Source organism: Gemmatimonas sp., from assembly GCF_036405635.1.
Taxonomy (GTDB): Bacteria; Gemmatimonadota; Gemmatimonadetes; order Gemmatimonadales; family Gemmatimonadaceae; genus Gemmatimonas.
Window position 1 is genome coordinate 1 of record NZ_DASWXE010000117.1, and the last position, 22,052, is coordinate 22,052.

Here is a 22,052-nt window from a genome sequence, read left to right on the forward strand (position 1 = left end):
CGAGCGCGCCGGTGGCTGCCGCTCCGAAGGCGCCCGCCGCGCCGTCGGGTTCGTTCGAGGAGCGCGTGCGCACCAAGTCGTCGCCGCTCGTGCGGAAGATCGCCGCCGAACAGGGCGTGGAAATCGGCGCTGTGACGGGCAGTGGCATCGCGGGTCGCGTGACACGCAAGGATCTCGACGCTTATCTCTCGTCCCGTCCGGCCGGCGGTGCGGCGCCCGCGGCAGCGCCTGTGGCGGTCTCGCATGCTTCCGCCGATTCGCATGGCCCCGCGGCGACGCCGTGGCCCGGCGACATCGTCGAGCCGATGTCCAAGATCCGCAAGCTCACGTCGGATCACATGTCGCTCGCCCTTCGTGTGGCGGCTCATGTCACGACCCTGTGGGAAGTGGACCTGACCCGTGTGGCGCGCGTGCGTGCGAACGTCCGCAAGGACTTCGAAGCACAGTCGGGACAGAAGCTCACCTACCTGCCGTTCATCCTGCAGGCGGTGTGTCAGCAGCTCAAGCGTCACCCGATGATCAACACCGCCGTCTCTGGCGACAATTTGATCTATCGCAAGCAGGTCAACCTCGGCATCGCCGTCGCGCTCGAACCCACGGGACTCATCGTGCCCGTGCTCAAGCACGCCGATGAGCTGTCGCTCACCGGCCTGACCCGCGGCGTGAACGACCTGGCGGCCCGCGCCCGTGGCAAGAAGCTGAGCCCCACGGACGTGCAGGACGCCACGTTCACGATCAGCAATCCGGGTACGTTCGGTTCGCTGACCGGCACGCCGATCATTCCGGTGGGCACCACGGCCATCCTCTGCCTCGGTGCTATCGAGAAGCGTCCCAAGGTCATCACGGGCGCCGATGGCGAAGACACGATTGCCATCCGCACGTGCGCGTATTTCTCGCTATCCTTCGACCACAAGGTCATCGATGGCGCGGACGCGGATCGCTTCATGGGCGATCTCAAGAAGGCCCTCGAGTCGGTGACCGAAGCGGTCGTCTGAACCGGGGGCTGCTCCCCCGGGTATCAACACCCGGGTCCCTTTTCGGAGCAGCGCACAACATGCCACGCACGCTGTCGATGCAGGAACGCCGCGTCTCTGACGCGGAGCGTGCGGACTATCTCGCCGCGCTGTCGGCGCGCTCACAGAGCGCGTCGGCAGCGCAGGCGCATTTTTGGGTCTTTGAACACGCCGGTGAACCCGGACGCTTTCTCGAGTTCACCGAGGCCGCTGATGCCGTCGTGCTGGCGCAGCTCCTCGGTGTCGAAGAGGCGCCCGATCACTGGCGCGAAGTACGAGGAGTTTGAACATGCCCACGCGTCATATCCGGATCGACAGCCGCGACTGGCAGGTCTATCCGTCAGGGTTCCTCACCCAGTCGGTGGGAGATGAATTCGGTCTCATCTTCGTCACTGGCAAAGGCAACGATCGTGAGGTGCGAGTCACGCGCTACATGCCAGAGCGCACACGGGCCCGGGAACAATCGCTCGCCGAGCTCGATGAAGCGCAGTTGCGCGCGCTGTTCCGGATGTCGCAGTCGAGTGCCCGCGCGCCCGAAGCCGGCTATCGTCCGTGACCGCGACTTCCGTTTCGGTCGTCGTCCAGCAGGAGCAGCATCAGGCCGGTCATTCCGCTGCCACGCCAGCCTTCGTCGACCTGCAGGTCCACACGACGGCTTCGGATGGCGCGCTCGCGCCGGCCGTCGTGGTGCAGGCGGCACACGACGCACAGCTCGCCGCCATCTCCATCACCGATCACGACACGGTCGATGGTCTCGATGAAGCGACGGCCGCCGGCGCCGCGCTCGGCGTGCGCATCGTGCCCGGTGTGGAACTGAGCACGCACTTCGAAAACGAAGAACTGCATCTGCTCGGCCTGCACATCGCCAATCGCGATGCCATCCGCAGCGCCCTGCAGGAGTTCCAGGCGCAGCGTGTTGTACGTGCCGAACGCATCGTGGCGGTGCTCAATGCGCATGGAATTCCGATCACCATGGAGTCGGTCCTGCGCGAAGCCGCCGGCGGCGCCGTGGGGCGTCCGCATGTGGCCCGGGCGATGCTGGCCGGTGGATGGGTGCGGGAATTCCGTGAGGCCTTCGACAAGTGGATCGGCTTCGGTCGGCCCGCATACATGGCCAAGGACCGATTCGAGGTGGTCGACGCCATCGCCCTCGTGCATCGCGCCGGTGGACTCGCGGTGTGGGCACATCCCGGCGAGCTCGCAACCATCCCGCGCATCCGCAAGCTGGTGGACGTTGGCCTCGATGGTGTGGAAGTGTTGCACCCCAGTCACCCGCCATATCTCGTGCAGCGCCTGTTCGATCACGTGACGCAACTCGGTGTGCTGCCAAGCGGCGGTTCCGATTGGCACGGCACGACTGATGGCCCGCGCAAGCTCGGTGGACAGCAGGTGCCCAAGTCCTGGCTCGCCATGCAGGATGCCGTCGTCGCTTCCAGGCTGGCAGCCGTCTGAGCATGTCCACGCCGCGTCGTGTCGCACTCGTCACGGGTGGCGCTCGGCGTGTGGGCGCGGAGATCGCGCGCAGCTTTGCAGGGCGCGACTACGATCTGTTACTGCATCACGGCAACTCGCCTGACGACGCAGCCTCTCTGGCGACCGAGCTCACCAGGCAACACGGCGTGCGCGTGGAGGTCGTGCAGGAAGACCTCCGCGAGGCCGAGGCGCCGGCCCGCATCGTCGACGCGGCGCTGACCCGCTTTGGTGTGCTCGATGTGGTGGTGAGTTCCGCGTCGGTCATGGAATACATGGCGCTCGATGCGGTGACACCGGAGCATTGGGCCCACACGGAAGCCGTGAATCTGCGTGCGCCGTTCTTTCTCATGCAGGCAGCCGCTCGTGTCCTGCGCGACGGTGGCGTGATCGTGCAGATGTCCGATCATCTCGCGTTCGAAACGCTGTACCCGAATCTGATCCCGCATCAGGTGACGAAGGCGGGCGTTACGACGTTGGTGACCACGATGGCGGCCGCGCTGGCACCGCGGATTCGCGTCAACGCGGTGGCGCCAGGTCTCGTACTGGCACCCGATAACATGAGCGACGCGGCGCTGCAGAAATTTCTGGCCGACGTGCCACTCGCACGCAGTGGTACGCCGCAGGATGTGGTGCGGGCGATCCACTATCTCGTCGACGCGACGTACGTGACGGGCGAAGTGCTGCGCGTCGACGGCGGGCGACACCTGCGTCGTTGATGCCGGACGCGCGTACGATGTCGTCTCGTGACGTGCCCCTGGAGTTTGGCCGCATCATCGTGATTGGCGGCGGATGTTACGGCAGCTGGTACACACAACAGCTCGGACGTGCATTCGCGCGTGGCGTGTTGCGCGTGAACGAGGTCATTGTGGTGGACCGCAATCACGACTGCACCGTTGCGATGCGCATTGAAGAGGGGGTGTACGGCGCTTTGCCCGTGCGTCTGCGCGTGGCTGCGTGGGATGACTTCCTCGACGAGTGGCTGGGAGAAGGTGTGGATGCGCTGCGCCACGACGCCATGGTGCCATCACCGCTGATGCCGCATGTCTGTCTCGACTGGCTCATGCGCCGCGCCGCGAGCCGGTGGCCCGGCCGCGCCATGCGGGTGGATCCGCTGGATTTCGATCCGGCCACGCCATGGCAGCGTGCCGCGCCCGATGGGCGGCACTATGTCTCCTTCGCCACCTGGATCTGTCCGACCAACTGCATCGAGCCTGTCAGTTGTCCCGCCATCAAAGCCCCGCGGGACTGGAGCATGCCGGTGACTATCGGTCGCATCGCCACACTCGAGACAGCACCGGTGGGGACCGAGTCCCGGCCGACCCTCCGGGGAACAGTTAGTTTTCACTGTGTACATCGCACGTATGGTGTCGGAATGATCGACGCGGTGTCGATCGCCGAGGCAGACGTCAGGCTGAGTGCGTGGGGCGGAGAAGGCCCGTGTCGCGTGCTCGTCGGCACGATGTCACACTGCCACGGCGCTCTCGGCGTACTCGCACTCGACTGAACGCGCGATCCACTTCATTGCAGCCATGTCTGATACACGCACCGAAAATCTTGTCATCATCGGCAGCGGCCCGGCCGCCTGGACAGCAGCCATTTACGCGGCGCGCGCCAATCTCAACCCGCTCGTGTTCGAAGGCGAACCGGTGGGGACGGAATTGCCTGGTGGCCAGCTCATGCTCACCACGGACATCGAAAACTTCCCGGGCTTTCCCGAGGCCGTGAGCGGGCCCGATCTCATGGAGCGCATCAAGGCGCAGGCCGTGCATCACGGCGCGCGGGTCGTTTCAGAGCTCGTGAAGACGGTGGACTTCTCGCAGCGTCCGTTCCGCATTGAGCCAAACTACGCGGAACCCCTCACTGCGCACACGGTCATCGTCGCGACCGGTGCAGCAGCCAAGTGGATCGGGCTCGATAGCGAAATGCGCCTGGCGCAGACGGGCGGTGGTGTGTCTGCCTGTGCGGTGTGCGATGGCGCCATGCCGTTCTATCGGCAGAAGCGCTTGCTGGTCGTCGGTGGTGGTGACACCGCGATGGAAGAAGCCATGTACCTCACCAAGTTCGCCAGTGAAGTCGTCATCGTGCATCGCCGCGACAGCTTCCGCGCGTCGAAGGTGATGGCCAACCGTGTGCTGTCACATCCCAAGGTGCGAGTGCTCTGGAACAGCCGCGTCACGGAAGTGCTGGGCACCGACTTCATCACCGGTGTGCGGCTCGAAGACACGACCACCGGTGCGACCAGCGAGCTCGAAGCGGGTGGCCTGTTCGTAGCGATCGGGCACACTCCCAATACGCGATTCCTCAACGGGCAGCTCGATACCACCGAGCATGGCTACATCAAGGTCGCACCGTGGCGCACGGCCACCACGGTCGATGGGGTGTTCGCGGCGGGCGATGTCATCGATGATTACTACCGGCAGGCGATCACGTCGGCGGGTACGGGCTGCATGGCTGCACTCGAGGCCGAACGGTGGCTCGCCCATCATGGCATTGGTGAATCGCCGGTGCTGGAGACAGGCGAATCCACCATCAGTACCGCCCCCAGCGATCAGTCGGCATGAGTGACGCGTCCGGTCAGTCGAAGACCCTCCGCGTGCAACAGCTCACCGTAGGGCCGCTGGAAGAGAACTGCTGGCTGCTGGCCGACCCCGTCAGCGGCAAGGCTGTGCTCGTCGATCCGGGGGATGAATCCGAGCGATTGCTGGCGGCCGTAGATGCCATGGGGTGCACCCTCGAGGCCATCTGGCTCACCCACGCGCATTTCGATCATGTGGGTGCCTTGGCGCCTGTGCTGCGGGCTCGGCCGGTGCCGGTCCGGCTGCACCCCCTCGATCTCCCCCTGTATGCCAATGCGGCCACAAGTGCCGCACGTTGGGGTATTCAGGTCGAGACACCCACAGGTCCTACGGAGGCGCTCGCCGAAGGGGACACGGTCACGCTGGGAGAATACGAGTTCGAAGTCTGGCACGTACCGGGCCACGCACCGGGTCACGTCGCCTTTATCGGTCACGGGCTGTGCATTTCAGGCGACCTCCTCTTTGCCGGCTCGATCGGACGCACCGACTTGCCGCTGTGCGACCCCAAGGCCATGCTCGCGTCATTGATGCGTGTCACGACTTTGGATGACGGAACTCGGGTATTGCCGGGTCATGGTGTTACTACCACGATCGGGCAGGAACGTCTGTCCAACCCCTTCCTGCGCGGCGCTGCCAGGCCCGTCGGGGCCTAACCAAGGCGACGTTCAGGGGTTCCCGCGCCCTCCAATCGAATTGCCATGCGTTCCTCGACGATACGTCTCACTTCTGCGGCCCGGGCCGCGGCGCTGTTCGCCGCCGTGGCCTTTGTGGGTGCCTGCAACTCGCTCACCGAGAGGGAGCAGTTCAACGACCGCTTTGGTGCCATCAGCATCTCTGCGCGCAACGCCAGCACCACGCAGGGCAGGGCTTCGGCGTCGATGATCGTGTTCGACGCGTCCTCGGTGTCCATTCCGAACAGCCTGCTGCAGCAGTCGGATCAGTGTGTCTACGCCAGCGTGGACACGACCACATCCACGCCGCGTGGACAACTGCGCGCTGGCGACGCCATCGCGATGACGGTGGGAGCCCAGAACCTGTCACTGCCGTTTTCCTCGACGCTTGTCCGCTACGCTACGCCGGAAGCAAATCCCTTCACGTACACGCGCGGCGATGAGGCCACGGTCACCGTGCCCGGTGAAGCCAACGGCTTTCCCGCCTCAAACATCAGCGTGAAGCTGGCCGAGCCGATCATCCCGGAGCCGATTCCGGCGTTGGTGAGCGGCCAGGTGCTGCCCATTCGTTGGAACGGTACCAACGATTCGACCGCAGCGATCATCCTCTCGCTACGCTATGCGAATCCGGCCACGTCCTCGTACGCCAATGAGCAGATTTACTGCGCATTGCGTGATGATGGCTCGGTGGACATCCCTGTTGGCGGTGTCGCGACACTTCTCGCCAGTCCCGCCAATCGCCGCTCAATGGTGCTGACGCGTTGGCGGACAAGCGAAAAAGTGCTGAACGAAACCACGCTGCTGCATATCGTCTCCACCATCGACACCACGGTGGCCGTACCCTGAAGTCCGCGCCGGGCCGCGGAGCCGCGGTCGGCGCCGGGAGTCCGTCATGACCTCGAGAATCGAGAAGGATCCGCTCGGCGAACTCGCCGTGCCGGCCGACGCCCTGTACGGCGTGCAGACCATGCGCGCCATACAGAACTTCGCTATCAGTGGCCTCAAGCCACTTGAGCCTTTTGTCGTGGCCCAGGTGTGGATCAAGAAGGCAGCCGCGCTCACGCATCGTGAGACCGGTCGCCTCGACGCCGAACGGGCGAATGCCATCATCGCAGCGGCGGACGAAGTCATCTCCGGTCAGCATGCCGAGCAGTTCGTGGTCGATCCATACCAGGCCGGCGCCGGTACGTCGCACAACATGAACGTGAACGAGGTGCTCGCCAATCGCGCCAACGAGCTGCTGGGGGGTGAGCGTGGGCGCTATGCGCCGGTGCATCCCAACGACCATGTGAACATGGCGCAGAGCACCAACGACACCATTCCCACCAACATTCGTTTGGCGGTGTTGCGTCAGCTGCCGGCGCTCGTGGGCGCGTTGCACGAGTTGGAGAACGCGCTCTCCGATCGTGCCGAGGTGTTCGATCACATCGTGAAAGCGGGGCGCACCCACCTGCAGGATGCGATGCCCATCAGGTTGGGACAGGAGTTCGCGGCGTACGCGGGCACCATGGCGCGTTGCCGCAAACGTGTGCTGCAAGCCGCCGACTATCTCAACGACCTCGGTATCGGAGGGTCGGCAGTGGGCACGGGCGTGACGGTGGAACCGTCGTATCCTGCGCTGATGGTGGGCCACCTGCGCACCATCAGTGGCATCGCGAGTCTGCGGGAAGGCGCCGATCGCATTCAGCTCATGCAGAGCATGGGTGACGCGGCAGCGTTCAGTGGGGCGTTGCGTGGTCTCGCCATCGAGTTGTCGAAGATCGTGAGCGACCTGCGCCTGATGGTTTCGGGACCGCGTACGGGTCTCGATGAAATTGTGCTACCGGCCGTGCAGCCGGGTTCGAGCATCATGCCGGGCAAGATCAATCCATCCATCCCGGAAATGGTCAATCAGGTGTGCTTTCAGGTTATCGGTTGCGACACCACCGTGACGATGGCGGCGGAACATGGGCAGCTCGAGTTGAACGTCATGATGCCGGTCATCGCGCACAACGTGCTGTTGTCCATGCAGATCCTCACCAACGCGATGAACACGCTCACGGAGCGGTGTGTGCAGGGCATCGAAGCGCACGAGGCCATGTGCCAGTACTGGGTAGGGCGGTCAGCGGCATTGGCCACGGCGCTCATGCCCCAGATCGGGTATGCGGCTGCTGCCGAGCTCGCCAAGCGATCGGTGAAGGAAGGGGTGCTGATCCGGGATTTGGTGAAACGGGAGGCGGTCATTCCCGCCGAGCAGGTAGACGACGTGCTGGACCTCAGGCGCATGACGGAAATCGGCGTCCCGAGCGGAAAGCACGGGGCGGTGGCGGGAGGCTGAGTCCGTGGGACGCTAGCTGTGCCTTGTTTCGGCGGGCCCCGAGGCCTAGACTCGATATATGCGGATTACAACCTGGGCTGAGTATGGGCTGATCTGCGCCCTACATCTGGCGCGTCGTAATGAGGCGGGACCAGTCACCGGGCGCGATGTGGCCGCCCGTGAGCGACTTCCTGGTGACTACGTCGAGCAGATTCTGCTCCGGATGCGTCGGGCCGGTATCGTCAACAGCACGCGCGGCGCGCGCGGCGGCTACTCGCTGGCACGCACGCCCGACCAGATCTCGGTGCGCGATGTGATCCAGGCCTCGGAGCTGACCACGTTCGATCTGCACTGCGTGAGCCACCCCGTGGACGCGGGACGTTGCTCGGCATCTGAAGACTGCAGCATTCGCCCCGTGTGGATGTTGCTGCAGAGCCGCATTGACGAGGTGCTCGAGGGCGTGAAGCTGAGCGACCTGCTCGCCGATGAGTCGGTGGTGCGGGATCGTGTCGGCCTGCCACATTTCGAGCGGCCGTCGATCCCGGGTGGATTGCCCATCCTCCAGCCCTGACGTCAGCGATGGGCTTCTGGAGTGAGTGGCAGGCGGCGCGTGAGCGTCGCCGTCGGGTGGCGAGCTATCTGAGCCACGTCCTCCGTGAGCCAGACGCCGAACAGCTCCGTTGGTTGAGCGCAGTCGCCTCGGATCCTGCCAGCGCGGCGCGCGAGCTCCGATATGCCCGGCGCGCCGTCGGTCTCATCGTCGCGGACCGCGATGCGCTCGATGACCGGACCGCTGCGGATGTCGCGCATCTGCTCGCGCCGGTGATCGCGAGTGAAGCCCGCCAGAACGCCAAATCGGGGCGGGGATGGAATGACCGTTGGCTCGCCTATACTGCCGCACTGGCGGTCCGCGGCAGTGTTGAGGCGCCCGCCGGTCGGCTGGCCCGGGTACTGCTCGAGGGGGCGGGGGTCACGGCTCCCTCGCCCGAAGTGGTACATCAGGCCACGGAGATGATTCAGCAGTATCGCGGCGCGCTGAACGAGGCGCTGCGTGCCGCCTTCGGTGACGCCGCGTTGCCAGAGGACGTTCGCCCCTCGGCGCTGCGAACCTGACTGAGTACAGCGTAGGCGGCGCGGACCGTCGGTGTTGTGGTGGGGTAAACGGCAAACGGGCCATGGATGCGGTCAGCACCATGGCCCGTTTGTCGAATCTCAACTACCAAACTCCATACTCGCTCAGCACGAGCAGGAGACGCGAGGTGCCGAAGGCCGGACTCGAACCGGCACGTCCTTGCGGACACTGCGCCCTGAACGCAGCGCGTCTACCAATTCCACCACTCCGGCAGATCCGCTGGCCCGTGTGACTGGGTAGCGGCAGGGCGAGAAGAATGGCCCCGTGAAGCGCGGAAGTCAACGCCAACCAAAGACCCGTCACAACTTCCGCCGCCTTCGAGGCCACCCAGCGATTACGTTACCTCGCGTATGGCAACCAAGGACACCGACGAACAGAACGAGCTCATTGCGCGAAACAAGCGCGCCCGACACGACTACGAGATTCTCGAGACGTGGGAGGCCGGCATTGTGCTGACCGGTACCGAGGTCAAGGCGTTGCGTGACGGTCGTGCCAACCTCACGGATGCTTTCGGCATCGTGAAGGACAGTGAGGTCTTCCTGCTGAATCTGCACATCGGTGCGTACGGTCAGGGCAACATGTTCAACCACGAGCCCACCCGTACCCGCAAGCTGTTGCTGCACCGGCGCGAGATTCGTCGACTCATTGGTGCGGTGGAGAGGCAGGGGCTCACCCTCGTGCCGCTCGACCTCTACTTCAAGGACGGACGCGTGAAGACCCGCATTGCGCTCGCGCGCGGCAAGCAGTTGCACGACCGTCGTGAAGACATCAAGCGACGCGACGCAGATCGCGAAATCGCCCGCGCGCTGCGACACCGCTGATCATGCTCGCGACGCTGGCCCTTCTTCTCCAGGTGGCAACGGGCGCCCAGTCCGCCGGCAGTGCGCAAGCACTCACGGTGCGAATGGGCGATCGCGTGCGTACGGTGAGCACGGTCCGGCATCCTGACGGTGGCATCGCCGTGCGAGCCGATGCCCTCGCCGAAGCGCTCGGCGGGCAGGTGGTGACGCAGCGTACGTCGCCGGCGCGCTATCGGTTCGAGGTGGGCACCACCGGCGTCGACATCGAGGCCGGCAGCACGCTGGCCGTGACTGCGGGCGACACGTTGCCACTGACTGCCCGGGTCTATCGGCTGGGCACCGCCCTGTACGTGCCACTCACGCTGGCCGTCGACGTCCTGCCACGCCTCGGAGCGGGCGTGATGTTCGACGCGGAAAAGGGTGAGCTCCGTCGGTTCGCTGCGGTCGTGGCGGGGCGTGGGCGGACGACGGACACTCCGCCCGCGCGTGCTGCCGCGACCCGCCCACCGGCATCGAGTGCGTCTCCGCCACCCGCCGCCGCGCCTCGGGTCGCGACGCAGACACCGGCCGGCGGTGCACGGCAGCATGTGGTCATTGTCGATGCGGGGCACGGTGGTGTCGACAACGGCATGTCCGGCCCTATCGGTGCACCGCGAAAGATTTACGAGAAGAACATCACGCTGGCGGTCTCGAAGCAGCTCGCCAAGGCACTCGAGCAGCGCAACGTGAAGGTGGTGATGACACGCACCACCGACACGCTCATCGCGCTGGGTGACCGCGGACGCATCGCGAACCAGGCGAAAGGCGATGTGTTCGTGTCCATCCACGTGAATGCGGCCAATCCGCGCTGGAAGAATCCCGGCGGCGCGCGCGGCTACGAGACCTACTTCCTCGCTGAAGCGAAGACCGAGGACGAGCGTCGCGTGGCGGCGATGGAAAACGAGTCCATCCGCTTCGAGACGACGGTGGATGCCACGCGTGATGATCCGCTGGGCTTCATTATTCGCGACATGGCGCAGAACGAACATCTGCGCGAATCCGGACGCCTCGCACAGTTGGTGCAGGGTGGGCTCAAGGCGGTGCACCCTGGCGTCAATCGCGGTGTGAAGCAGGCGGGCTTCGTCGTGTTGGTCACGGCGTTCATGCCCGCAGTGCTCGTGGAAATCGGATTCGGCAGCAATCCCAACGACTCGGCCTACATGACCAATCCCGAGAAGCAAGCCGAGATGGCAGCTTCCCTTGCTGACGCCATCGTGAAATATCTGGCGGAATACGAACGCAAGGTGAGCACGCCGTGACCAGCGTCGCGGCACCAGGTGCTTCCCGTGTCACGGTGGCTGGTCTCACGTTTCGCAATCCGGTGGTCCTGGCATCGGGCACGGCGGGCTTTGGGCAGGAGCTCGAGGATGTACTCGACCTGTCTGCGGTCGGTGGTATTTCCACGAAGGCGGTGAGTGTCGCACCGCGTCCCGGCAATCCCGCGCTCAGGGTGAGTGAGTTTGCGGGTGGCATGATGAACGCTATTGGCCTCGCCAATCCCGGGCTCGAAGCGGTGCGCCGCGACTATCTGCCATGGCTGCCGGCCCATCATCCCGACACGCGGGTGTTCGTGAACGTGGTGGGCAACAGCATCGAAGATTTTGCGACCGTGGTGCGCGGCCTCGATGATGCGCCTGGCGTCGATGCGTTCGAACTGAACGTGAGTTGCCCCAACGTGAAGGCGGGCGGACTCGAGTTCGGCGCCGATCCGCAGGCGCTGCATGCATTGGTGTCGTCGGCCCGGGCCGCCACAGCGCGCCCCATCTTCGTGAAGCTGTCGCCGACGCTGGGGGCCGCGATCGCCGACACCGCCCGTGTGGCGGTCGACGCCGGTGCGACCGGTCTGACATTGGTCAATACGATGCCGGGCACCGTCATCGATACAGATCGCCGCCGCCCGAAGCTCAGTTTTGGCAGCGGAGGGGTGAGTGGGCCCGCCCTGTTGCCCGTTGGCCTCCTGGCCACATGGCGGGTCAGCCGCGCGCTGCCCACGGTACCCCTGATCGGGCTTGGCGGCATCAGCACGGGGGATGACGCCGTGCAGTACCTCATGGCCGGTGCCACGTTGGTGGGTGTTGGCACGGCCGCGCTGCGCGACCCGCGCGCGCCTGAACGCATTGTGCGACAGCTGCAGCGGTGGTGCGACCGCGAAGGCGTCCGCGATATCACTTCCCTGATCGGAACCCTGCAGTGGCCGACCTGACCGCTGGTGCCTTTCCGACGGCGGGCGCGCGCCCAACCGTCATTCCCATCGTGGCGCTGGACGTGCCGGATCGTGCTGGCGCCGAGGCCATCGTGGAGCGCCTTGGTGAATCCTGCGCGTTCTACAAGGTGGGATTGGAGTTGTTTGCCGCCGAAGGCCCGACGATCGTGGCCTGGCTGCGCGGGCAGGGGAAGCAGGTGTTTGTCGACCTCAAGCTGCACGATATCCCGAACACCGTGCGGGGGGCGGCACGCAGTGTCGCCCGGCACGGCGCCTCGCTGCTCACCATCCATGCGAGCGGCGGCGCGGAAATGATCGCCGCGGCGGTTGCCGGTGCGCTTGAGGGAGCGCCCGACGGCGGCTGCGGCATCCTTGGCGTCACCGTCCTGACCAGCACGGATGGCCACGGACTGGCAGCGGCCTGGGGGCGTTCCGGTCCGCTGGACGTGCAGCAGGAAGTGCTGCGGTTGGCCGGCGACGTGGCGGAACAGGGGGGCGCCGGCATCGTGTGCTCCGGTCACGAGGCCGCAGTGGTGCGGGCGGCCCATGGTGAACGGCTGGGGCTGCTGATTCCCGGCATTCGGCTGCCTGGTGGTGACGCCCATGATCAGCGCCGGGTGATGACACCCGCCGCGGCGGCCGACGCCGGGGCCCGGTGGCTCATTCTCGGACGGGCCGTGACGGGGGCCGCCGATCCGGTTGCCGCAATGGGCGCGGTGTACGCCGATCTGGAAGCGCGCGCGGTCTGAACCCACGCTGCGAATCCGCTCCGACCCCAGCCCGAATGGGGCGCGGAAAGGCGGGACTGGGGAGAGTTTGAGGGCCGGTTAGCCACCCTTGCGGGTCGGGTCTAACCCCGCTAAGCTGCGGGTCTTGCCTCTTTTTGGGCTTTTTACGCCTGTCAAGTGGTGGGATGTCCTCGGCCAATCCGCTGGCCACTTTTGCTTCGCCTGTGCGCGGAATCGGTCTCGATGGAAGCTTTGTGCTTCCCAGATGAGACGATGCTTCAGGGGCGATGAACAGCATGGGGAGTCCAGCCGGCCACCATCAGGGGTGGTGCGGGAGACTTCCGTCGGCGCGTGAGCGCCGAGGTGACCCGTGAAAGTTCGCAGCAGCGTGAAGCCGATCTGTGAGCACTGCAAGGTCGTGAAGCGACAGGGCGTGACTCGCATCATCTGCAAGCGCAACCCGAAGCACAAGCAGCGTCAGGGCTGAGGGGAAGCGCAAATATGGCACGTATCGCTGGTGTCGATCTCCCGCGTGAGAAGAAGGTGGAGATCGGCCTGACTTATATCTTCGGGATCGGCCGCAAGACGGCCCAGAAGATCCTCGAAGCCTCCGGTGTGTCGAGCGCGCAGCGCGTTCGCGACCTGAACGACAACGACCTGAACAAGCTCCGTCAGGAAATTGAGCGCAATCATCGCGTCGAGGGTGCCCTGCGCACCGAAGTCGCGATGAACATCAAGCGCTTGATGGACATCGGGTCGTATCGTGGGACGCGTCATCGCCGCGGCCTCCCCGTGCGCGGGCAGCGCACGCACACCAACGCGCGCACCAAGAAGGGGCCGCGCCGCGCTATCGCGGGCAAGAAGAAGGTGACCAAGTAAGCCATGGCTACCGCGAAGAAGACCAAGCGCGTCGTCGAGGCGGAAGGCATCGCCCACGTCAGCGCCACGTTCAACAACACGACCATCACGATCACCGACATGCATGGCAATGCCGTGTCGTGGGGATCGGCCGGCAAAGCCGGCTTCAAGGGCTCCAAGAAGTCCACGCCGTTCGCCGCCACGGTGGCGTCCGAGCAGTGCGCGCGCGAAGCGCTCACGCTCGGCGTGCGCCGCGTGCATGTGCGCGTGCAGGGACCGGGCTCGGGTCGTGAATCTGCTATCCAGGCGCTTGCCGCTGCCGGGCTCACCGTGAAGTCCATCCGTGACGTCACGCCGATCCCGCACAACGGTTGCCGTCCCCCCAAGCGTCGGAGGGTCTGACCATGGCACGTTATACCGGACCCAGCTGCCGTCAGTGCCGCCGCGAAGGCGCGAAGCTTTTCCTCAAGGGCACCAAGTGCTTCACGGAAAAGTGCGCGATCGATCGGCGCCCCTATGCGCCAGGCCAGCATGGCCAGGCCACGGCCCGTCGCAAGAAGATGTCGGAGTACGCCAAGCAGCTGCGTGAGAAGCAGAAGATCAAGCGCATCTACGGCGTGTCCGAAAAGCAGTTCCGCAACACGTTCGAGAAGGTCTCCACGCAGGCCGGCATCACCGGTCACAACCTCGTGGCGGCGCTCGAAACGCGTCTCGATAACGTGGTGTTCCGCATGGGCTTCGCGCCGAGCCGCAAGGCTGCGCGTCAGCTCATCCGTCACCGCCACATCGAAGTGAAGGGGCGCCTGCTCGACATCCCCTCCTACGCCGTACGTCCGGGCGAGGAAGTGCGGGTGAAGCAGTCCTCGCGCGAGCTCGTGCTCGTGCAGGGGGCGATGGAGCAGTCGGCGCGTGGCGCGTCGCTCTCGTGGATCGCGGTCGACAAGGAGTCGTTCTCCGGTCGCGTGCTCGAGAAGCCGCAGCGTCAGGCGGTGCCGCTCGCCGCGCAGGAACAGCTCGTCGTCGAACTGTACTCCAAGTAAGCGGTTTTGGGTTTGGCGGGACGGGTTTGGAGTACTCGGAACCCGTGGCCTCCAAACTCATCACTGCAGTTCTGGTCGGGGCCCGAACCCCTCTACGGGGCTGCCGCGCGTTCGGGGCGGGGCAGCGCGTCGCTGGTGCGATGGACTTCATCGCACTGGCGTGACCTCATTCTCACGAAATCATGGCAACGATCGATCTCTCCGGGCTCGTCCGTCCGCAGCTTGTCGAAGCAACCAAGCGCGAGGACAGCCCGAATCTGGCCGAATTCCGCCTGCAGCCGCTCGAACGCGGCTTCGGGCACACGCTGGGCAACGCGATGCGCCGACTGCTCCTGTCGTCGCTGCGTGGCTCCGCCGTGTGGGCGTTCCGTATCGATGGCGTGGTGCATGAGCACCAGACCATCGGCGGCGTCGTGGAAGACGTGCACCAGATCATCGGTAACCTGAAGACGCTGACGCTCGCCCTTCCGGATGAAGTGGAGCAGACCGTGCTCCGCATCAGCAAGTCCGGCCCGGGCACCGTCACGGCCGCAGACATCGTCGCGACCGGTGGCGTGCGCATCGTCGACCCGTCGCACCACATCTTCACCATCACGGGCGAGCGCGATTTCAACATCGAGCTCTACGTGAACAAGGGTCGTGGCTACATCGAGAGCGATCAGCATCCCGCCGACAAGAATCTTTCGGTCGACGTGGTGCGCATCGATGCCATCTACAGCCCGGTCCGTCGTGTGAACTTCACCGTCGCGGAAACCCGCGTCGGCCAGCGCACCGACTACGACCGCCTGACGCTTACCGTCGAAACCAACGGCACGATGTCGCCCGAGGAAGCGGTGAGCTATGCAGCCGCATTGGCCCAGACCCACTTCCAGTACTTCGTGGGCTTTGGTTCCTCCGCGTCCGCGCAGCCTGGTACGACCGGTGACGGCGCCAACAGCGACGCCATCCGTCTCGCCGAACTGTTCCGTACCCCGATCGACGATCTCGAACTCTCGGTTCGCTCGGTCAACTCACTGAAGAACTCCAACATCCGCTCGCTCGGCGATCTGGTTCGCCAGACCGAGGCGCAAATCCTCCAGGTCAAGAACTTCGGTAAGAAGTCTCTGCAGGAAATCGCCGCGCTGCTCGAGAAGGAAGGGCTCAACTTCGGTATGCGCTACGAAGAGAGTGCGGACGGTGTCCGCATCCTCGACATGGGCACCCCGCCCAGCCGCGCTGCTGAGAATGCGCCCGACGAAGACGACGACGAGGATTGATCTCCCATGCGCCATCGTAAGGCCAACCGCCAGCTCCGGCGGACCAGTGAGCAGCGCCTCGCGCTGCTCCGCAATCTCGCCACCTCGCTCATCGAGCAGGGGGCGATCGAGACGACCGAGGCCAAGGCCAAGGAGCTCCGCCCGTTCGTCGAGAAGCTTATCACCAAGGCCCGCACCGGCACGCTCCACGCGCGTCGGCTTGCTGGCAAGCACGTCCACAAGCGTGAAGCTGCGGACAAGCTCTTCCAGGAGCTTGGCCCCGCATTCGCAACGCGCCCGGGCGGCTACACGCGCATTCTCAAGACCGGCCACCGCAAGGGTGACGGTGCTGAGATGGCGCGGATCGAACTGATCCTCAGCTGAGACCAACACCCATGGCTATCAATCGCAATCGCTGCTACCACTGCGACAAGGGTGTTGCTTTCGGCAACAACGTCTCGCACGCGAACAACAAGACCCGCCGCACCTGGAAGCCCAATCTCCAGGTTGTGCGCACGCTTTCGGCGGGCAAGATCATCAAGGTCAAGGTGTGCACCCGCTGCCTCGCGGCAGGCAAGGTGCAGCGCGCTCCGCGCGGCCAGGTCGCCGTCGCCTGATCTGTCTGGTCCGGTGTACAAGCGGGGAGCTCGCACGTTGCGATGCTCCCCGTTTTGCCTATCTGCCACTTTCTCGACCCACACCGCTCTCCACGCGTGAAGACTGCGCTGATCACCGGCATCACCGGTCAGGATGGTTCGTACCTCGCTGAGCTGCTGCTCGCGAAAGGCTACCGCGTCGTCGGCGTCGTGCGCCGCTCCTCGACCACCCCGTACGAGCGGATCGCGCACCTCGTCGATCGCATCGAGCTCGCGTCGGCCGACCTGCTCGACCAGACGTCGCTCACCGATGTCGTCCAGGCCACACGCCCCGACGAGATCTACAATCTCGCCGCGCAGAGCTTCGTGCAAACGTCGTGGAACCAGCCGGTGCTCACCGGTGAGTTCACGGCGCTTGGCGTAACCCGCATGCTGGAAGCGTTGCGCAAAGCCGCACCGGAAGCGCGCTTCTATCAGGCCAGCTCCAGTGAGCAATTCGGCAAGGTTGTCGAAACCCCGCAGCGCGAGAGTACGCCGTTCTATCCGCGCTCCCCGTACGGCGTGGCCAAGGTGTACGGACATTGGATCACCGTGAACTACCGCGAGAGCTTCAACCTCTATGCGGTGTCCGGCATCCTGTTCAATCACGAGTCACCGCGGCGCGGGCTCGAATTCGTGACGCGCAAGATTTCCGACGGTGTGGCGCGCATCAAGCTCGGACTGCAACGCGAACTGCGACTCGGCAATCTCGACGCACGGCGTGACTGGGGCTTTGCCGGCGACTACGTCGACGCGATGTGGCGGATGCTGCAGCAGGACACGCCCGACGACTTCGTCATCGGGACGGGCGAGACCTACTCGGTGCGTGATTTCTGCGAGGCGGCGTTCGGTGCCGTGGGCCTCGACTACCGCGAGTTCGTGACGCAGGACGAACGCTTCTTCCGTCCTGCGGAGGTCGATCTCCTGGTGGCCGATCCGACCAAGGCGCAGACGCAGCTGGGTTGGACGCGACGTGTGGGTTTCGCTGAGCTGGTGGGCATGATGGTCGAAGCCGACCTGGCACGGTACGCCGCCACACGGTGACTACATCGGAACCTCCAGCCGCGGGGCTTCCTCCACGTCCGTTGCGCCGGGTCCTTGTGACGGGCGCATCGGGCTTCGTGGGCAGTTGGCTGCTACCGGCTCTCGTGGCCGAGGGCGCGGAAGTGTTCGCGCTCACGATGACCTCCGCCAGCGACACACCGGCATCGCGTGGCGTGCCAGTGATGCCGGCCGACATTCACTGGCGCAGCGGCGATCTGCGGGATGACGGGTTTGTGTCAACCGTGGTGGAAGAAGCGGCCGCCGATGCCGTCATTCACCTCGCCGCCATTTCCCATTTGCCAACGGCGGCGGCGGATCCTGCCGGCGCCTGGGATGTGAACGTCACCGCTACCGCAAGGCTGCTGCATCACCTGGACCGCGCGCGAGCGGCAGGACGCAGCGATCCGCTGGTGCTGCTGGCAGGCAGCGCCGAACAGTATGGCCGGGACGAGAGTCACGCGCCGCTACTCGCCGAGGATGCGGTACAGGCGCCTCGCACCGTGTACGCCGCCACCAAGGCCGCGCAGGAAGTGCTGGCATTCCAGTGTTGGCGCGCCAGCGGCCTTCGGACCGTGGTGGCGCGCAGTTTCAACCATAGCGGACCGGGACAACCGTCGCGCTTTCTGTTGCCCGCTCTGGTGGCAAGAGCCCATGGGTTGAAGGACGCACCAGCCGGTGCGCCGATGCCCGTCGGTAACCTCTCGCCGATACGCGACTTCCTCCATGTTCGTGACGTGGTGGCTGCGTATATTTCCCTATGTCAGCAGGGTATGCCTGGAGAGGCGTACAACGTGGCCAGCGGTACCGGATGGTCGGTGCGCGAAGTCCTCGATCGGGTGCTGGCGCGAGCAGGTGTCCGCGCCGTGCCCACTGAGGATCCTTCACTGGTTCGACCTGTTGACGTCCCCGTACTGATCGGGGACCCGCGGAAGCTGCAGCACGCCACAGGCTGGCGTGCAACGCGTTCTCTCGACGACATCATCGACGATCTGTTCCATGCCGAGACGTTCTGACCTGCACCGGATTCTCGTGATCGGCTCCGGGCCGATCATCATCGGTCAGGCTGCTGAGTTCGACTATTCCGGGACCCAGGCTACGAAGGCCCTTCGCGAGGAGGGCTACGAAGTCATTCTTGTGAATTCCAATCCGGCCACCATCATGACCGATCCGGAGTTCGCGGATCGCACATATGTGGAACCGGTGACGCCGGAGTTTGTCGAGAAGGTCATCGCCAAGGAACGTCCCGATGCCGTGTTGCCCACCATGGGCGGACAGACGGCACTCAATGTCGCACTGGCTTTGCACGACAACGGCGTGCTGGCCAAGTACGGCTGCGAATTGATCGGTGCCAACGCGCGTGCCATTCGTGTCGCCGAAGACCGGAAGCTCTTCGCCGAGGCGATGGAGAAGATCGGTCTGCGCTGCCCCACGGGTCGCACGGTGACGTCACTCGACGAAGCGCTCGCCGCCGTCGAGGACACGGGGTTCCCCGCGATCATCCGCCCGTCGTTCACGCTCGGCGGCACCGGTGGTGGCATCGCATACAACCGCGAAGAGTTCGAAACGATCGTGCGCCGTGGCCTCGATCTCTCGCCCGTGCACTCGGTACTCATCGAGCGCTCGCTGCTCGGGTGGAAGGAGTTCGAGCTCGAAGTCATGCGCGACTGCGCTGACAACGTGGTGATCGTCTGCTCGATCGAGAACCTCGATCCCATGGGTGTGCACACCGGTGACTCGATCACGGTGGCGCCGGCCATGACGCTCACCGATCGCGAATATCAGGTGATGCGCGATGCGGCGGTTGCGATCATCCGCGAGATCGGCGTCGATGCTGGTGGGTGCAACATCCAGTTCGCGGTGAGTCCCACCACTGGTGAACTCATCGTCATCGAGATGAACCCGCGTGTGTCGCGCTCGTCTGCACTGGCGTCGAAGGCCACGGGTTTCCCCATCGCGCGCATCGGCGCCAAGCTCGCCGTGGGCTACACACTCGACGAGGTGCCGAACGACATCACGAAGACCACGCCGGCCAGCTTCGAGCCGGTGCTCGATTACGTCATCGTGAAGTGTCCGCGTTTCGCCTTCGAGAAGTTCGCGGGTTCCGATCCTGGGCTGACCACGCAGATGAAGTCCGTCGGCGAGTCGATGGCCATCGGGCGCACGTTCAAGGAGGCCTTCCAGAAGGCCCTGCGTGCGCTCGAGACGGGCCGCGCTGGATGGACGGTGGCCGATCGCCTGCAGGACGACCGCCTCACCGAAGGTTCGAAGGAAGAGCTGCGCGGTGCACTGCGTCGCCCCACGCCGGAGCGGATCTTCCAACTCAAGCGCGCCATGCTGCTCGGCATGGACACCAAGGAGCTGTACGAGATCACGGCCATCGATCCGTGGTTTCTCGATCAGCTGCGCGAACTGATCGACGCCGAACAGTGGTACGGGGAGCTTGGCGGCGTGGATGAAGAATCGATGCGCCGTATGAAGCGCCTTGGTTTCTCCGATCGCCAGCTGGGCAGCCTGCGTGGTCAGACGGAAGGTGAGGCTCGCGCCGAGCGCTGGGCGCTTGGCGTGCGGCCGTCGTACAAGATGATCGATACCTGCGCTGGTGAATTCCCGTCGAGCACACCGTACCTGTACGGCAACTACGACGAGGAAAGCGAGGCGGCCACCAGTGGTCGCAAGAAGGTCGTGATTCTCGGATCCGGCCCGAATCGCATCGGCCAGGGTGTCGAGTTCGACTACTGCTGTGTGCGCGCCGTGCTGGCGCTGCGCGAGCAGGGGTACGAGACCATCATGGTCAACTCGAATCCCGAAACCGTCTCCACGGATTTCGATATCTCCGACAAGCTGTACTTCGAGCCGCTTTCGCTCGAGGATGTGTTGGAGATCGTGCAGCGCGAAAACCCCGAGGGTGTGATCGTGCAGCTGGGTGGCCAGACGCCGCTCAAGCTCACACGCCCGCTCGAAGCGGCAGGTGTGAAGATCCTCGGCACCTCACCCGATGCCATCGACGCTGCAGAGGATCGCCGGCGTTTCGAAGCCATCGCGCGTGAGCTGGGCATCGAGCAGCCGGCCAACGGCACGGCCACCAGCGTCGATGAAGCGGTGGTGATCGCGCAGCGCATCGGCTTCCCGGTGCTCGTGCGTCCGTCGTATGTGCTGGGCGGCCGTGCGATGGAGATCGTGCACGATGAAGCATCGTTGCGTGACTACTTCGAGCGCGCGGCCCGTGTGAGCGAAGAGCGTCCGGTGCTGGTCGATCGGTTCCTCGAGGACGCGTTCGAAGCGGATGTCGATGCGCTGTCGGATGGTACGAACGTGGTGATTGGCGCCGTGATGGAACACATCGAAAGCGCCGGCATTCACTCCGGTGACTCCGCCTGTATCCTGCCGCCCTATCTCATCCCGGCTGCCGCCGTGGAGCAGATGAAGGCGCACACGATCGCGTTTGCCAAGCGGCTGGGTGTCGTCGGCCTGATCAACGTGCAGTACGCCTACAAGGATGGACAGGTGTACGTGATCGAGGTGAACCCGCGTGCGTCGCGCACCGCGCCGTTCGTCTCCAAGGCGATCGGTGTGTCGCTGCCTTCGGTGGCGGCGCGTCTCATGCTGGGTGAAACGCTCGAACAGATCGGCTTCACGCAGGAGATCGTACCGCCGTACATCAGCGTGAAGGAAGCGGTGTTCCCGTTCAACAAGTTCCGCGAGTTCGATCCGGTGCTTGGACCGGAAATGCGCTCGACGGGCGAAGTGATGGGTATCGACGATGATTTCGGCGCCGCGTTCCTCAAGTCCCAGCTCGCGGCGGACAACGCCCTGCCGCGCGAAGGCACCGTGTTCTTCACCGTGTCCGACGGCGACAAGCCTGCGGCGGCGTCACTCGCGAGCCGGTTGCATGCGATCGGCTTCTCGATTCTCGCCACCAGTGGCACCGCGGCATACTTCCGGGAGCAGGGCATTCCGGTCACGAGTGTGCTCAAGGTGCACGAGGGACGTCCCCATGGCGTGGACAAGATCCTCAATGGCGAAGTGCAGCTACTCGTGAACACGCCGCTGGGCAAGCATGCGCAGGTCGATGACGAGAAGCTGCGTCAGGCGGCTATCGCGAATCGCTTGCCGTACACGACCACGCTGACGGCGGCCAATGCGGCGTACGAAGCCATTGCTGCGCGCCGCACGCGTGAGCCGGTGGTGCGTTCGTTGCAGGAGTGGCACGAGATTCTTCGTGCCGGCAAGCCGGCCGGAGTCGCGTGAGCACCATTCGCGCCGTTCCTGGAATGATCGCGCGCGCCGGCGAGGGACATGTCGGCGCGAC

General features: G+C 65.0%; 26 protein-coding genes and 1 tRNA gene. 26 read left to right on the forward strand and 1 reads right to left on the reverse strand.

The window, feature by feature from the left end:
- The 12 genes from VGE27_RS10185 to VGE27_RS10240 all read left to right on the forward strand — a co-directional run.
- Positions 1-995: dihydrolipoamide acetyltransferase family protein (locus tag VGE27_RS10185; RefSeq protein ID WP_331049544.1), on the forward strand; the 995-nt coding region annotated here is incomplete at its 5' end.
- 59 nt (positions 996-1,054) lie between these two features.
- On the forward strand, positions 1,055-1,300 hold the full coding sequence (locus VGE27_RS10190) for a hypothetical protein (protein WP_331049545.1): 246 nt from the start codon (positions 1,055-1,057) through the stop codon (positions 1,298-1,300).
- Positions 1,301-1,302: 2 nt separating this feature from the next.
- Positions 1,303-1,569, forward strand: a complete 267-nt coding sequence (locus VGE27_RS10195; RefSeq protein ID WP_331049546.1) for a hypothetical protein — start codon at positions 1,303-1,305, stop codon at positions 1,567-1,569.
- The gene (locus VGE27_RS10200) at positions 1,566-2,465 is read left to right on the forward strand and encodes a PHP domain-containing protein (RefSeq protein ID WP_331049547.1); all 900 of its coding nucleotides are present in this window, start codon (positions 1,566-1,568) and stop codon (positions 2,463-2,465) included. The genes VGE27_RS10195 and VGE27_RS10200 overlap by 4 nt, the downstream gene beginning before the upstream one ends.
- 2 nt (positions 2,466-2,467) lie before the next feature.
- Positions 2,468-3,202 carry an SDR family oxidoreductase gene (locus tag VGE27_RS10205; protein WP_331049548.1) on the forward strand — a complete coding sequence of 245 codons (735 nt, stop codon included), beginning with the start codon at positions 2,468-2,470 and terminating at the stop codon, positions 3,200-3,202.
- 17 nt (positions 3,203-3,219) lie between these two features.
- Positions 3,220-3,990, forward strand: a complete 771-nt coding sequence (locus tag VGE27_RS10210) for a hypothetical protein (RefSeq protein ID WP_331049549.1) — start codon at positions 3,220-3,222, stop codon at positions 3,988-3,990.
- Between the two features lie 25 nt (positions 3,991-4,015).
- Positions 4,016-5,047 (forward strand): thioredoxin-disulfide reductase, encoded by a 1,032-nt coding sequence (gene trxB / locus VGE27_RS10215; RefSeq protein ID WP_331049550.1) that lies wholly within the window; start codon positions 4,016-4,018, stop codon positions 5,045-5,047.
- Complete coding sequence (locus VGE27_RS10220) at positions 5,044-5,715, forward strand: MBL fold metallo-hydrolase (RefSeq protein ID WP_331049551.1); 672 nt, start codon at positions 5,044-5,046, stop codon at positions 5,713-5,715. Before trxB ends, VGE27_RS10220 begins: the two co-directional genes overlap by 4 nt.
- Positions 5,716-5,760: 45 nt before the next feature.
- Positions 5,761-6,579 carry a hypothetical protein gene (locus VGE27_RS10225; protein WP_331049552.1) on the forward strand — a complete coding sequence of 273 codons (819 nt, stop codon included), beginning with the start codon at positions 5,761-5,763 and terminating at the stop codon, positions 6,577-6,579.
- 46 nt (positions 6,580-6,625) lie between these two features.
- Positions 6,626-8,050 carry an aspartate ammonia-lyase gene (locus VGE27_RS10230; RefSeq protein WP_331049553.1) on the forward strand — a complete coding sequence of 475 codons (1,425 nt, stop codon included), beginning with the start codon at positions 6,626-6,628 and terminating at the stop codon, positions 8,048-8,050.
- Between the two features lie 58 nt (positions 8,051-8,108).
- Positions 8,109-8,600: an Rrf2 family transcriptional regulator gene (locus VGE27_RS10235; protein ID WP_331049554.1), complete on the forward strand. Its 492-nt coding sequence runs from the start codon at positions 8,109-8,111 to the stop codon at positions 8,598-8,600.
- 8 nt (positions 8,601-8,608) lie between these two features.
- Positions 8,609-9,142, forward strand: coding sequence for a hypothetical protein (locus VGE27_RS10240; protein ID WP_331049555.1), 534 nt, complete (start codon positions 8,609-8,611; stop codon positions 9,140-9,142).
- 147 nt (positions 9,143-9,289) lie between these two features.
- On the opposite strand, the gene VGE27_RS10245 is transcribed toward VGE27_RS10240, so the two are convergent.
- Positions 9,290-9,373, reverse strand: a tRNA-Leu gene (locus tag VGE27_RS10245).
- A gap of 138 nt (positions 9,374-9,511) precedes the next feature.
- Between VGE27_RS10245 and smpB the strand changes: the two genes are divergently transcribed.
- The 14 genes from smpB (at position 9,512) to carB (ending at position 21,991) form a co-directional block, all read left to right on the forward strand.
- A complete protein-coding gene (gene smpB / locus VGE27_RS10250) occupies positions 9,512-9,982 on the forward strand; it encodes an SsrA-binding protein SmpB (RefSeq protein WP_012683470.1) in 471 nt (156 codons plus the stop codon).
- 2 nt (positions 9,983-9,984) lie between these two features.
- Positions 9,985-11,259 (forward strand): N-acetylmuramoyl-L-alanine amidase, encoded by a 1,275-nt coding sequence (locus VGE27_RS10255; protein ID WP_331049556.1) that lies wholly within the window; start codon positions 9,985-9,987, stop codon positions 11,257-11,259.
- Entirely contained in the window at positions 11,256-12,203 is a 948-nt protein-coding gene (locus VGE27_RS10260) for a dihydroorotate dehydrogenase (RefSeq protein ID WP_331049557.1), read from the forward strand. The genes VGE27_RS10255 and VGE27_RS10260 overlap by 4 nt, the downstream gene beginning before the upstream one ends.
- On the forward strand, positions 12,200-12,952 hold the full coding sequence (gene pyrF, locus VGE27_RS10265; RefSeq protein ID WP_414653558.1) for an orotidine-5'-phosphate decarboxylase: 753 nt from the start codon (positions 12,200-12,202) through the stop codon (positions 12,950-12,952). The genes VGE27_RS10260 and pyrF overlap by 4 nt, the downstream gene beginning before the upstream one ends.
- A gap of 349 nt (positions 12,953-13,301) precedes the next feature.
- A complete protein-coding gene (rpmJ, locus tag VGE27_RS10270) occupies positions 13,302-13,418 on the forward strand; it encodes a 50S ribosomal protein L36 (protein ID WP_012683466.1) in 117 nt (38 codons plus the stop codon).
- Between the two features lie 14 nt (positions 13,419-13,432).
- Positions 13,433-13,810 carry a 30S ribosomal protein S13 gene (gene rpsM / locus VGE27_RS10275; protein WP_012683465.1) on the forward strand — a complete coding sequence of 126 codons (378 nt, stop codon included), beginning with the start codon at positions 13,433-13,435 and terminating at the stop codon, positions 13,808-13,810.
- 3 nt (positions 13,811-13,813) lie between these two features.
- A complete protein-coding gene (rpsK, locus tag VGE27_RS10280) occupies positions 13,814-14,191 on the forward strand; it encodes a 30S ribosomal protein S11 (RefSeq protein ID WP_012683464.1) in 378 nt (125 codons plus the stop codon).
- A 2-nt stretch (positions 14,192-14,193) separates the two neighbouring features.
- On the forward strand, positions 14,194-14,829 hold the full coding sequence (gene rpsD / locus VGE27_RS10285) for a 30S ribosomal protein S4 (RefSeq protein ID WP_331049559.1): 636 nt from the start codon (positions 14,194-14,196) through the stop codon (positions 14,827-14,829).
- A 182-nt stretch (positions 14,830-15,011) separates the two neighbouring features.
- Positions 15,012-16,085, forward strand: coding sequence for a DNA-directed RNA polymerase subunit alpha (locus tag VGE27_RS10290; RefSeq protein ID WP_331049560.1), 1,074 nt, complete (start codon positions 15,012-15,014; stop codon positions 16,083-16,085).
- Between the two features lie 6 nt (positions 16,086-16,091).
- Entirely contained in the window at positions 16,092-16,448 is a 357-nt protein-coding gene (rplQ, locus tag VGE27_RS10295; protein WP_012683461.1) for a 50S ribosomal protein L17, read from the forward strand.
- A gap of 11 nt (positions 16,449-16,459) precedes the next feature.
- Positions 16,460-16,681 carry a 50S ribosomal protein L28 gene (gene rpmB / locus VGE27_RS10300; RefSeq protein WP_331049561.1) on the forward strand — a complete coding sequence of 74 codons (222 nt, stop codon included), beginning with the start codon at positions 16,460-16,462 and terminating at the stop codon, positions 16,679-16,681.
- A gap of 42 nt (positions 16,682-16,723) precedes the next feature.
- The gene (gene gmd, locus VGE27_RS10305; RefSeq protein WP_345788007.1) at positions 16,724-17,743 is read left to right on the forward strand and encodes a GDP-mannose 4,6-dehydratase; all 1,020 of its coding nucleotides are present in this window, start codon (positions 16,724-16,726) and stop codon (positions 17,741-17,743) included.
- A gap of 41 nt (positions 17,744-17,784) precedes the next feature.
- Positions 17,785-18,756, forward strand: coding sequence for a GDP-mannose 4,6-dehydratase (locus VGE27_RS10310; RefSeq protein WP_331049563.1), 972 nt, complete (start codon positions 17,785-17,787; stop codon positions 18,754-18,756).
- Positions 18,740-21,991 (forward strand): carbamoyl-phosphate synthase large subunit, encoded by a 3,252-nt coding sequence (gene carB / locus VGE27_RS10315; protein ID WP_331049564.1) that lies wholly within the window; start codon positions 18,740-18,742, stop codon positions 21,989-21,991. The genes VGE27_RS10310 and carB overlap by 17 nt, the downstream gene beginning before the upstream one ends.
- The last annotated feature ends 61 nt before the right edge of the window (positions 21,992-22,052 follow it).

What these genes read in the sequence shown, in the direction of transcription:
- gmd (WP_345788007.1), top strand. Translation starts at nt 16,724, where the DNA reads ATGCTCCCCGTTTTGCCTATCTGCCACTTTCTCGACCCACACCGCTCT.
- rpsK (WP_012683464.1), top strand. Translation starts at nt 13,814, where the DNA reads ATGGCTACCGCGAAGAAGACCAAGCGCGTCGTCGAGGCGGAAGGCATC.
- rpsD (WP_331049559.1), top strand. Translation starts at nt 14,194, where the DNA reads ATGGCACGTTATACCGGACCCAGCTGCCGTCAGTGCCGCCGCGAAGGC.
- VGE27_RS10190 (WP_331049545.1), top strand. Translation starts at nt 1,055, where the DNA reads ATGCCACGCACGCTGTCGATGCAGGAACGCCGCGTCTCTGACGCGGAG.
- VGE27_RS10240 (WP_331049555.1), top strand. Translation starts at nt 8,609, where the DNA reads ATGGGCTTCTGGAGTGAGTGGCAGGCGGCGCGTGAGCGTCGCCGTCGG.
- VGE27_RS10255 (WP_331049556.1), top strand. Translation starts at nt 9,985, where the DNA reads ATGCTCGCGACGCTGGCCCTTCTTCTCCAGGTGGCAACGGGCGCCCAG.
- VGE27_RS10225 (WP_331049552.1), top strand. Translation starts at nt 5,761, where the DNA reads ATGCGTTCCTCGACGATACGTCTCACTTCTGCGGCCCGGGCCGCGGCG.
- rplQ (WP_012683461.1), top strand. Translation starts at nt 16,092, where the DNA reads ATGCGCCATCGTAAGGCCAACCGCCAGCTCCGGCGGACCAGTGAGCAG.
- trxB (WP_331049550.1), top strand. Translation starts at nt 4,016, where the DNA reads ATGTCTGATACACGCACCGAAAATCTTGTCATCATCGGCAGCGGCCCG.
- VGE27_RS10205 (WP_331049548.1), top strand. Translation starts at nt 2,468, where the DNA reads ATGTCCACGCCGCGTCGTGTCGCACTCGTCACGGGTGGCGCTCGGCGT.
- VGE27_RS10290 (WP_331049560.1), top strand. Translation starts at nt 15,012, where the DNA reads ATGGCAACGATCGATCTCTCCGGGCTCGTCCGTCCGCAGCTTGTCGAA.
- VGE27_RS10220 (WP_331049551.1), top strand. Translation starts at nt 5,044, where the DNA reads ATGAGTGACGCGTCCGGTCAGTCGAAGACCCTCCGCGTGCAACAGCTC.
- VGE27_RS10230 (WP_331049553.1), top strand. Translation starts at nt 6,626, where the DNA reads ATGACCTCGAGAATCGAGAAGGATCCGCTCGGCGAACTCGCCGTGCCG.
- rpsM (WP_012683465.1), top strand. Translation starts at nt 13,433, where the DNA reads ATGGCACGTATCGCTGGTGTCGATCTCCCGCGTGAGAAGAAGGTGGAG.
- VGE27_RS10195 (WP_331049546.1), top strand. Translation starts at nt 1,303, where the DNA reads ATGCCCACGCGTCATATCCGGATCGACAGCCGCGACTGGCAGGTCTAT.
- rpmB (WP_331049561.1), top strand. Translation starts at nt 16,460, where the DNA reads ATGGCTATCAATCGCAATCGCTGCTACCACTGCGACAAGGGTGTTGCT.
- smpB (WP_012683470.1), top strand. Translation starts at nt 9,512, where the DNA reads ATGGCAACCAAGGACACCGACGAACAGAACGAGCTCATTGCGCGAAAC.
- VGE27_RS10235 (WP_331049554.1), top strand. Translation starts at nt 8,109, where the DNA reads ATGCGGATTACAACCTGGGCTGAGTATGGGCTGATCTGCGCCCTACAT.
- carB (WP_331049564.1), top strand. Translation starts at nt 18,740, where the DNA reads ATGCCGAGACGTTCTGACCTGCACCGGATTCTCGTGATCGGCTCCGGG.
- VGE27_RS10210 (WP_331049549.1), top strand. Translation starts at nt 3,220, where the DNA reads ATGTCGTCTCGTGACGTGCCCCTGGAGTTTGGCCGCATCATCGTGATT.